General features: G+C 66.3%; 11 protein-coding genes. 6 read left to right on the forward strand and 5 right to left on the reverse strand.

What is annotated here, in order from left to right; translation table 11 throughout:
• A partial coding sequence (locus VIR09_RS16130) for an NAD(P)H-hydrate epimerase (RefSeq protein WP_332013781.1) occupies positions 1-191 on the reverse strand: 191 nt, incomplete at its 3' end.
• 179 nt (positions 192-370) lie between these two features.
• On the opposite strand from VIR09_RS16130, the gene VIR09_RS16135 reads away from it, so the two are divergent.
• From VIR09_RS16135 to VIR09_RS16145, 3 genes are all read left to right on the forward strand, one after another.
• Complete coding sequence (locus tag VIR09_RS16135; protein ID WP_332013782.1) at positions 371-1,732, forward strand: acyclic terpene utilization AtuA family protein; 1,362 nt, start codon at positions 371-373, stop codon at positions 1,730-1,732.
• Between the two features lie 12 nt (positions 1,733-1,744).
• Entirely contained in the window at positions 1,745-2,071 is a 327-nt protein-coding gene (locus VIR09_RS16140) for a DUF4387 domain-containing protein (RefSeq protein ID WP_332013783.1), read from the forward strand.
• Positions 2,072-2,142: 71 nt separating this feature from the next.
• Positions 2,143-3,093 carry a tripartite tricarboxylate transporter substrate-binding protein gene (locus VIR09_RS16145; RefSeq protein ID WP_332013784.1) on the forward strand — a complete coding sequence of 317 codons (951 nt, stop codon included), beginning with the start codon at positions 2,143-2,145 and terminating at the stop codon, positions 3,091-3,093.
• Between the two features lie 3 nt (positions 3,094-3,096).
• On the opposite strand, the gene VIR09_RS16150 is transcribed toward VIR09_RS16145, so the two are convergent.
• Entirely contained in the window at positions 3,097-4,071 is a 975-nt protein-coding gene (locus VIR09_RS16150; RefSeq protein ID WP_332013785.1) for a sigma-54 dependent transcriptional regulator, read from the reverse strand.
• A gap of 13 nt (positions 4,072-4,084) precedes the next feature.
• Complete coding sequence (gene orn, locus VIR09_RS16155; protein WP_332013786.1) at positions 4,085-4,630, reverse strand: oligoribonuclease; 546 nt, start codon at positions 4,628-4,630, stop codon at positions 4,085-4,087.
• A 61-nt stretch (positions 4,631-4,691) separates the two neighbouring features.
• Between orn and VIR09_RS16160 the strand changes: the two genes are divergently transcribed.
• Both VIR09_RS16160 and rsgA read left to right on the forward strand, forming a co-directional pair.
• A complete protein-coding gene (locus VIR09_RS16160) occupies positions 4,692-5,942 on the forward strand; it encodes a M48 family metallopeptidase (protein WP_332013787.1) in 1,251 nt (416 codons plus the stop codon).
• Positions 5,939-6,853 (forward strand): ribosome small subunit-dependent GTPase A, encoded by a 915-nt coding sequence (rsgA, locus tag VIR09_RS16165; RefSeq protein WP_332013788.1) that lies wholly within the window; start codon positions 5,939-5,941, stop codon positions 6,851-6,853. The genes VIR09_RS16160 and rsgA overlap by 4 nt, the downstream gene beginning before the upstream one ends.
• 106 nt (positions 6,854-6,959) lie before the next feature.
• Here rsgA and VIR09_RS16170 read toward each other — a convergent pair whose 3' ends face one another.
• Both VIR09_RS16170 and rplS read right to left on the reverse strand, forming a co-directional pair.
• Entirely contained in the window at positions 6,960-7,691 is a 732-nt protein-coding gene (locus tag VIR09_RS16170) for a CoA pyrophosphatase (protein ID WP_332013789.1), read from the reverse strand.
• 123 nt (positions 7,692-7,814) lie between these two features.
• On the reverse strand, positions 7,815-8,195 hold the full coding sequence (gene rplS, locus VIR09_RS16175) for a 50S ribosomal protein L19 (RefSeq protein WP_006218237.1): 381 nt from the start codon (positions 8,193-8,195) through the stop codon (positions 7,815-7,817).
• 297 nt (positions 8,196-8,492) lie between these two features.
• On the opposite strand from rplS, the gene VIR09_RS16180 reads away from it, so the two are divergent.
• Positions 8,493-9,365, forward strand: a complete 873-nt coding sequence (locus VIR09_RS16180; protein ID WP_332013790.1) for a DMT family transporter — start codon at positions 8,493-8,495, stop codon at positions 9,363-9,365.
• Positions 9,366-9,621 lie beyond the last annotated feature (256 nt).

The following is a 9,621-nucleotide window of genomic DNA, read 5'->3' on the forward strand; positions in this document are numbered from 1 at the left end:
GTCGTGGCTTCCAGCGCGTCGCCGCCATTGTTGCCTGGGCCCGCCAACGCCAGCACCACCGTCCCTGGCCGGATCCGCGCTGCGACGTAACGGGCCGCGGCCGCCCCCGCCAGTGGCATCAGCCGCCTGCCCGCCGCCAAGGCCTGGCGTTCGGCTTCGCGGATCTGGGCTACGGAGTAGGAAGGTGGCATGGGTCTTATGCGTGAAATTCACGCATTGCGTGAATATTTACCCGCGAATCGGGAAAAACCGTGCCGCAGGCACAGCAAATACGCGGGCTTTGCGCTTCCTGGCACCTGGCACGCATCTTGCGTTGTAGTCATGGCCGGTACGAGCGAGACCGGACGACTCAACTGAAGAGACTACACCAATGCGTTCCATGAGCATCATCTGCCCGAACGGGCACTTAGGATTCGCCCCCTTGCGCACCGAGAGCTTCCGGCTCGGCGTGGCTGCCGGGCCGGACTGCATCGCCGCCGATTCGGGCAGCGACGACGTGGGTCCCGTGCCGCTGGGTTCCGATACGTCCACCAGCCCCCAAGCCTGGCAGCGCCACGACCTGGAGCAGATGCTGCTGGCCGCGCGCAAGCTGGGCGTGCCCATGGTCATCGGGTCGGCCGGCGACACCGGCTCCAACAGCCGCGTCGACCTGTACGTGCGCCTGATCAAGGAAATCGCCGCGGAACACAAGTTGCCGCCGTTCAAGATCGGCTATTTCTACTCGGAAGTCGACAAGGAGCGCGTGCGCCGCGCGCTGCGCGATGGCCAGCAGGTGGCGGGCCTGGACGGCTACGCCGACCTGACCGAGGCCGAACTCGACGCCAGCGACCGCATCGTGGCGGTGGCCGGCGTGCATCCCTACATCAAGCTGCTGGAGGCCGGCGCGGACGTGGTCATCGGCGGCCGCAGTTCCGACGCCGCCGTGTTCGCCGCCCCCGCCCTGCATCAGGGCTACGACGCGGACCGCGCCTATTACCTGGGCAAGGTGCTGGAATGCGCTTCGTTCTGCGCCGAGCCCTATGGCGGCAAGGAAACCGTGATGGGCGAAATCTCGGCGGAGGACGTGCGCGTCACCGCCATGCACCCCGACCAGCGCTGCACCATCGCCTCGGTCGCGGGCCATGCGATGTACGAACGCTCCAATCCCTATGAAGAATTCTTCGCCGGCGGCCGGCTGGACATGGCCGAATGCCGCTACGAGCAACTGAGCGAAAAGACCACCCGCATCACGGGCTCGCGCTTCGAACCCGCCGCCCAGGTGCGCGTGAAGCTGGAAGGCTCGGGCAAGGTCGGCGAACGCTACATGGGGCTTTGCGGCATACGCGACCCCTACACCATCGCCAACGTCGACCGCGTCATCGCCTGGGCGCGCGACAAGGTGCGCGAGCGCTTCGGCGACTCGGGCTATGAACTGCACTACAAGGTTTACGGCCGCGACGGCGTCATGGGCGACCTGGAACCGTTGCGGGACCAGCCCGGCCACGAGCTCTGCGTCATGGTCCAGGGCGTGGCGCCGACCGCCGAAATGGCCGAGGAGTTGACGCTCACGGGCCTGCGCCAGATGTTCTACGCCCGCCTGCCCGACGTGAAGGGCACGGCCGGTTCGGTGTCGTTCCCGCTGGACGAGGTGGTGCGCACCAGCGCCGCCTACCGCTGGACCCTGAACCACACGCTGCCGGTGGAAGACGCCGGCGAACTCTTCCCGACCCACCTCACCGAGGCTGGCGCCTGAGCCGGCAAGATCATGAGCACCCAGAAACTCAGCACCCTGGCCAAGACCATCCGCAGCAAGAACGCGGGCGTGAACAAGATCACTTTCGACATCATCTTCCGCGAGCCGGCGACCTACGAGGCGGTCAAGCGCTCCGGCGCGTTGACGCGTGCCAGCATGGCGGCCCTGTATCGCATCGACGACAGCCGCATATCGGACTTCGTGCATTACGATCCCGGCCTGGCCATCAAGTTCACGATCTACCGGCTGGCTCCCAGCGGCTCCGCGGGCGACGGCGACATCTTCGGCGCGCAGCAGTACGCGCCGCTGCTGGACGTCGAAGTCTCCATGCCGGACTGAACGCCGCGGGCGCCGCATCCGGCGCCCGCTCCAACCTCCGCTCTCCTAGAGAATCGATCATGAAAGCGCTAATGCAAACAACGTTGTTCCTGGCGGCGTCCCTGCTGGCCGGCGCGGCAGCGGCCCAGACGGAAGTGCCCAAGCAGGTCAAGATCGTGGTGCCGTTCACCGCCGGCGCCAGCAATGACGCGATTGCCCGCGCCATCGCGCCGCAACTCGCGGCCCGCCTCGGCAATACCGTGATCGTGGAAAACCGCGGCGGCGCGGCCGGCGCGATCGGCTCCGAGTATGTCGCCCGCTCGGCCAAGGACGGCTCGGTGCTGCTCCTGACCTCGTCGACCTTCCTCACTACTGCCGCCACCCAGCCGCACCTGCCCTATGACCCGCTGAAGCAGTTCGCGCCGGTGGCGATGATAGGACAGGGCCCGCTGGTCATCGCCGCCTCGGCGCAGACGTCCTACACCTCCTTGAAGCAGTTGCTGGAAGCGGCGCGCGGCAAGCCGGGCGCCCTGAACTACGGCAGCGCCGGCGTCGGCTCGCTGGCGCATCTGGCCACGGTCATGCTGGACGACGCGGCCGGCACTGACATGACCCACGTGCCCTACAAGGGCGCAGCCAACGCCGCCTCGGACCTGGCTGGCGGCCTGATCCACGTCATGCTGTCCAACTACAGCACGCTGGCCCCCGTGGTGCAGGGCAAGAAGGTCAAGCTGCTGGCCACCACGGCGCAGGGTCCCTCCCCGGCCTTCCCCGACCTGCCGCCTGCCGCGCAAGCCTTGCCGGGCTACTCGGTGCAGATCTGGGTGGGCGTGTTCGCGCCGGCGGGTACGCCGCAGCCCTACATCGACAAGCTCAACGCCGCGCTCGTCGAGATCTCGGCCTCGCCGGAAATGAAGGCGCTGCTCGATCTGGACGGCACCGTGCCTTCCCGCATGGACAGCGCCGAGTTCGGCGCGCGCGTGCGCGAGGAACTGGCCCTGTGGCAAGGCATCGCGCGCAAGCACAACATCAGCGCGGAATAGGCTTCAGCCGTCCAGCCCCAGCTTGAGCATCTGGTGGCGCAGGGCGTGCCGCGTGAGCCCCAGGGACTCGGCGGCGCGCCCCAGGTTGCCGTCCTGGGCCAGCAGGGCCGAGCGGATCAGGCCGCGCTGGAACTGCGCGGATTGTTCGGTATAGCTGCCGGCACTGGAGGGCGCGGCCGCCGACGCGGGCTTGCCCGCTTCGCGCAGGATGCGCTGCGGCAGGTGCCGCGCCAGCACCGTATCGCCGTCTTCCAGGATGCAGATCCGCTCCAGCAGATTGCTCAGTTCGCGCACATTGCCCGGCCAGGCATAGGCCTTGAAAATGCGCTGCACCTCGGCGTCGATGAGGGTAAAGCGGCTGCCGTGGGTGGCGTTGTAGCGTTCCAGGAAGCGCTGCGCCAGCACGATGACGTCGTCGCCGCGCTCGCGCAGCGGCGGCAGGTTGATCGACACCACCTGCAGGCGGTAATACAGGTCGTCGCGAAAGCGGCCGGCCTGCACCTCCCCCAGCAGGATCTTGTTGGTGGCGGCGATAAAGCGGGCGTCGACCGAGACTTCCTGGACTGAACCGATGCGCCGGAAGCGCCGACTGTCCAGCAGGGTCAGGATCTTGGCCTGCATGACCGGATCCAATTCGCGGATTTCGTCCAGGAACACGCTGCCGCCGTTGGCGGCCTCCAGCAGCCCGGTCTTGCGCGCCACCGCCCCGGTGAACGCGCCGCGCTCATGGCCGAACAGTTCGGATTCCAGCAGATTGCCCGGGATGGCGGCGCAATTTATCTCGGTATAGCCCTTGGCCGCGCGCGCCGACTGCGCATGCAGGTTGCGGGCGACCAGACCCTTGCCGGTGCCGGTCTCGCCGTAAATGAGGACGATGCTGGCCTTGCTGCGCGCGACCCGGCCGACCAGATCGCGCAAGGCCGCCATCGACGGGTGATCCCCGATGAGCGGCTCGCAGGCGGACGGGGCGGCGGGCATGGGCGGGAGCCGCTTACAGCTTCAGGAAGTGTTCGCGGTAATACTTGAGCTCGTCGATCGATTCGTAGATGTCGGCCAGCGCTTCGTGGCGGCTCTTCTTCTCGAAGCCCTTGTACACGGCCGGCGCCCAGCGGCGCGCCAATTCCTTCAGCGTGCTCACGTCCAGGTTGCGGTAGTGGAAGAACTGCTCCAGGCGCGGCATGTAAGCAAACATGAAGCGGCGGTCCTGGCTGATGGTGTTGCCGCAAAGCGGCGACTTGCCCGCCGGCACGTGCTGCGCCAGAAACGCCAACAGCGTATCCTCGGCCTGCGCCTCGGAAATCGTGGAGGCCTTGACCTTGTCGATCAGTCCGCTCTTGCCGTGGGTGGATTTGTTCCAGCTGTCCATGGCGTCGAGCAGGCTGTCGGGCTGGTGCACCACCAGCACGGGGCCTTCGGCCACGACCGTCAGGTCAGGCTCGGTCACCACCACGGCGACTTCGATGATTCTTTCTTTCTCAGGATCCAGGCCGGTCATTTCCATGTCCAGCCAAACCAGGCGGTTTTCGTTCACAGCCATATAATTTGCCTATAAAACACGCGATTTTCGCACATACCTATTTGAGCAAGCCGCATCGCCCATGTTCACACTGCTGTTCGTTGCCTTCCTGCTGACCGATATCGCCGTGCGCCTGTGGCTGGCTAGCCGCCAAATCCGCCACGTCGCGCGCAACCGCGACCAGGTGCCTGCCGAGTTTTCTCACCGTATCGGGCTGGCCAGCCACCAGCGCGCGGCCGACTACACGGTGGCGCGGGTCAAGCTGGGCATGCTGGAACGCACCTATGACGCCATCCTGCTGGTCTGCCTGACCCTGATGGGCGGGCTGCAACTCATCGACCTGATGGTGGCCCAGCTTACCAGCAACGACTTCCTGCGGCAGATTCTGCTGCTGCTGGTGGTGGCGCTGCTGCTGGGCGTCCTGGGCCTGCCTTTCACGCTGTGGCGGCAGTTCAAGCTGGAGGCGCGTTTCGGCTTCAACCGCATGACGCCCGCGCTGTTCGTGGCCGATGCCGCCAAGGGCCTGCTGGTGGCGGCGGTACTGGGCCTGCCGCTGGCGGCGGCCGTGCTCTGGCTGATGGGCAGCGCGGGTGCCTACTGGTGGGTCTGGGCCTGGGCGCTGTGGACGGCGTTCAACCTGGCGCTGCTGATCATCTACCCGATGCTCATCGCCCCGCTCTTCAACAAATTCACGCCGCTGTCCGACCCGGAGCTGGCTGGGCGCATCCAGCGCCTGGCGCAGCGCTGCGGCTTTGCGCTCAATGGCCTCTTCGTCATGGACGGCTCGCGCCGTTCGGCCCACGGCAATGCCTATTTCACTGGCTTCGGCCGCTCACGCCGCATCGTGTTCTTCGACACCCTGCTGGCGCGCCTGAACGGCGACGAGATCGAGGCCGTGCTGGCGCACGAACTGGGCCATTTCGCCAAGCGCCACATCGTCAAGCGCATCGTCTTCAGCTTCGCCGCCGCGTTGGCATTCTTCGCCATCCTGGGCTGGATCTCGCAGCAACCCTGGTTCTACGTGGGGCTGGGCGTCATGCCGCAGCTGGGCGGACGCAACGATGCCATGGCGCTGCTGCTGTTCTTCCTGGTCATCCCCGTCTTCACTTTCATGCTCACACCCGTGGCCAGCTGGTACTCGCGCCGCGACGAGTTCGAAGCGGACCGCTATGCGGCCGAACAAAGCTCGCCGGAACGCCTGGTATCCGCGCTGGTCAAACTCTACGACGACAACGCCGCCACCTTGACTCCCGACCCCGTGCACTCCGCCTTCTACGACAGCCACCCACCCGCCGCCGTGCGCATCCGCCACCTGACGGCGGCCGCTGCATGAGCGCGCCCGCCGCCGGACCCAACGAAGGCCGCATCATCGCCGCCCACGGGCGCCACTACACCGTAGAGCTGGCAGACGGCACCCTGCGCAAGTGCTTCCCCCGCGGCAAGAAGGCAGGCGCCGCCGTGGGTGACCGCGTGCGCATCACGCCGCAGGGCAAGGACGAAGGCGCCATCGACGCCATCCTGCCGCGCCGCAATCTGCTGTATCGATCGGACGAAATGCGTTCCAAGCAGTTCGCGTCCAACGTCGACCAGTTGCTGATCGTTGTCGCCGTGCAGCCCACTTTTTCGGACGACCTGACCGGACGCGCCCTGGCGGGCGCCTGGAGCGCGGACATCGCGCCCATCATCATCCTCAACAAGACCGACTTGGCGGACGAACTGCCGGCGGCGCGTGCGCGGCTGGCGCCGATCGCGGCGCTGGGTGTGGACGTGATCGAACTCAGCGCGCGGGAACCCGAGAAGGTGCACACCCTGCTTGCGCCGCGCCTGGCCGGACACACCAGCCTGCTGCTGGGCCAGAGCGGCATGGGCAAGTCCACCCTGCTCAATGCCCTGGTGCCGGACGCGGCTGCTCCCACCCGCGAGCACTCGACCGCCCTGGACATGGGCAAGCACACCACCACCAGCACGCGGCTCTATCACCTGCCCGCCCCGGGCGGCGACTTGATCGACTCGCCGGGCTTCCAGGCGTTCGGCCTGCAGCACCTGAGCCGCGAGGACATCATCCGCGGCTTCCCGGAGTTCACCCAACCCATCGAGCAGTGCCGCTTCTACAACTGCACCCATCGGCAAGAGCCGGGCTGCGGCGTGGTCGCGGCCCTGCAGGCGGGCGCGATCGATCCGGCGCGCTACGCCTTGTACCAGCGCATCCTGGAAGAGAACCTGGCGGGGCAGCAGCGCTACTAGGCGCCCTGTTCAGCAAAGCCAGACGCCGGATCCCTGCAACGGTCCCACAATGACTACGGCCCCGTCGAGGGGCCGTAGTCATTGTGGCGAAACGCGCCCGACAAGATCAGCGCGGCGTAAAGCCGTGGCGCAGCAGATGGTAGAGGTTGCGCAGCATGCCGGCCGTCGCGCCCCAGATGAAATGCTTGCCGTAAGGCATGCCGTAATACTGGCGCACCCGACCATCGTCCAGGCGGGCTTCGTACAGCCGGTGGTTGGCGGGGTCCATCAGAAACGACAGCGGCACCTCGAACACTTCGGCCACCTCGAACGCGTCGGGCGCCAGGTCGAAGCCCGGACGCACCAGCGACACCACCGGGATGATGGAAAAACCCGTCGCCGTCAGGTACGGCGGCATGCTGCCCAGCACTTCCACGTGATTGCCCGGCAGCCCGGTTTCTTCCTGCGCTTCGCGCAAGGCCGCGGCCTCCGGCGTGGGATCGCTGGTTTCGATGCGCCCGCCGGGAAAGCTGATCTGGCCCGCGTGGTCGTGCAGATGCGCGGCGCGCTGCGTCAGCATGATGTGCACGCCGTTGTCGCGGGTCACCAGGGGAATCAGCACGGCCGCTGGCACCGGCACGCCTTCGCGGCCGGGATAGCGCAGGTCGGTGTCGCGCGAAAGCTCCAGCGTCCAGGTGGAGGGCTGGCTGAGCGTGCCCCGCAGCGAATCCGGGGTCAGCAGACGGCTGGGCACGGCCGGCAAGGACTCGTTGGCCACCACCCAGGGTTGCGTCGCCGGATCGAAGCCGGGACGCGCCAGCGGCCGCCTGGGCCGCGGGGAAGACGAGGAATCAGACATACGGCTCAGCAAAAAGAAAAAGGCACCCTCGCAGGTGCCTTTTTAACCCGGAAACCCGTGCCGAACGAAAACGCTGGATGGCGTGAGCGTCCGACACTGGTAGGGCCGTGTGCCGATAAGCGATCAAGCCGCCGAGGCTTGCTTGCTGACCAGCTTTTCCTTGATACGCGCCGACTTGCCCGAGCGGTTGCGCAGGTAGTACAGCTTGGCGCGGCGCACGTCGCCGCGGCGCTTGACTTCGATGCCGGCGATTTGCGGCGAGTACAGCTGGAACGTACGTTCCACGGCTTCACCCGACGAAATCTTGCGCACGGTGAACGCGGAGTTCAGGCCGCGGTTGCGCTTGGCGATCACGACGCCTTCGAAAGCCTGCACGCGCTTGCGGGTGCCTTCAACGACGTTCACGCTCACGATGACGGTGTCACCAGGAGCAAATTCAGGCTTGGCTTGACCGCCGGTCAGACGGGCAATTTCTTCCTGTTCCAGGATAGCGATAAGGTTCATGAGAACTCCTAGATCATCATGTCTTTGCGGACTAAAACTTTTGCCGTTCGATGTTGTTCACGCGATTTTTGCAAGACTGCGCGAGGCGCGTAGCTCGCATCCGTCACGTGTTGCACGGCTAGCTGGCGGTGAGGCCAGCCCCCGTTGCATGTGCCGCAAGCAGAGGATGAGATTTGGCAAACCAATGATTCTACACCAAAAAACGCCTCAGGCATCAGGTAACATGACCCCGGTTCTCGTGGTTTGGAGTACCCTTCCGTCTTCTGTAACAAACACGTCATCTGACGCTGTTCCCTCATGTCGTACTCGTCCCTGATATTGGTCGTTCTGGCGGCAATGGCCCACGCCACGTGGAATCTGCTCGCCAAGCGTGCGGCCATGGTGGGCGCTCCTTTCGTCTTCGCGTATGGTTTGTGCGCCTCGGTGCTGTATGCGCCATGGGTCATCTGGGTGCTGCTGCACGACGGCATGACCTGGACCTGGCCGGTGGTCGCCGCCATCCTGACCTCCAGCCTGTTGCACCTGGGCTACAGCCTGTGCCTGCAACGGGGCTATCAGGTGGCCGACCTGTCGGTGGTCTACCCCATCGCCCGCGGCACCGGCCCCCTGCTGTCCACCACCGGCGCCTTCCTGCTGCTGGGCGAACCCGCCACCAGCACCGGCATCATCGGCATGCTCTGCGTGGTGGCCGGCGTGCTGCTGATCGCGACCCAGGGCCGGCTGGCCATCTTCAAGCAGGCGCAGGCCTGGATAGGGGTGCGCTGGGGCGTGGTGATCGGCCTGTTCATCGCCGCCTATACCGTCGTCGACGCCTATGGCGTGAAGGTGCTGCTGATCAGCCCGGTGCTGTTCGACTGGTTTACCTGTGTAACCCGCACGACCATGATGACCCCCCACATGCTGCGTCGCCGCCCCCAGGCCTGGGAGGCCATGCGCGGGCACTGGCATCTGGCGCTGGCGGTGGGCCTGCTGTCGCCGTTGGGCTACATCCTGGTGCTGTACGCGTTGCGCAATGGCGCACCGCTGAGCCTGGTGGCTCCTGCGCGGGAAATGTCCATGATGTTGGGTACTCTGGCCGGCATGTTCCTGCTGCGGGAAAAGGTCGGAATCGGCCGCCTGCTAGGCTGCCTGTCCATCCTGGCCGGCGTCATCCTGCTGGGTTCGAGCTGACGGGTACTCGGCCGGGCAGTGCCGGTTCGCGGCCTGTCCTTGGCCAACTTTCCGTCGGCGTACTGCGCGGGCAGGTTTCGCCTGGCCAGATCCCGCGGAGCCTGCCGCCGTTCAAAACCCGGCGGCGGCGCCCAGCCACATCAGGCCGGGGATGATCGCGCCCCAGGCCAATACCATCACCACGTCTATCACCATGGCCTTCATCGTCACCTGAGCCGTCACGGGTTCCACCGTGGCGTTGCCCAGGCTGCGCTCG

This window comes from Achromobacter sp., from assembly GCF_036567245.1.
GTDB lineage: Bacteria > Pseudomonadota > Gammaproteobacteria > Burkholderiales > Burkholderiaceae_B > Achromobacter.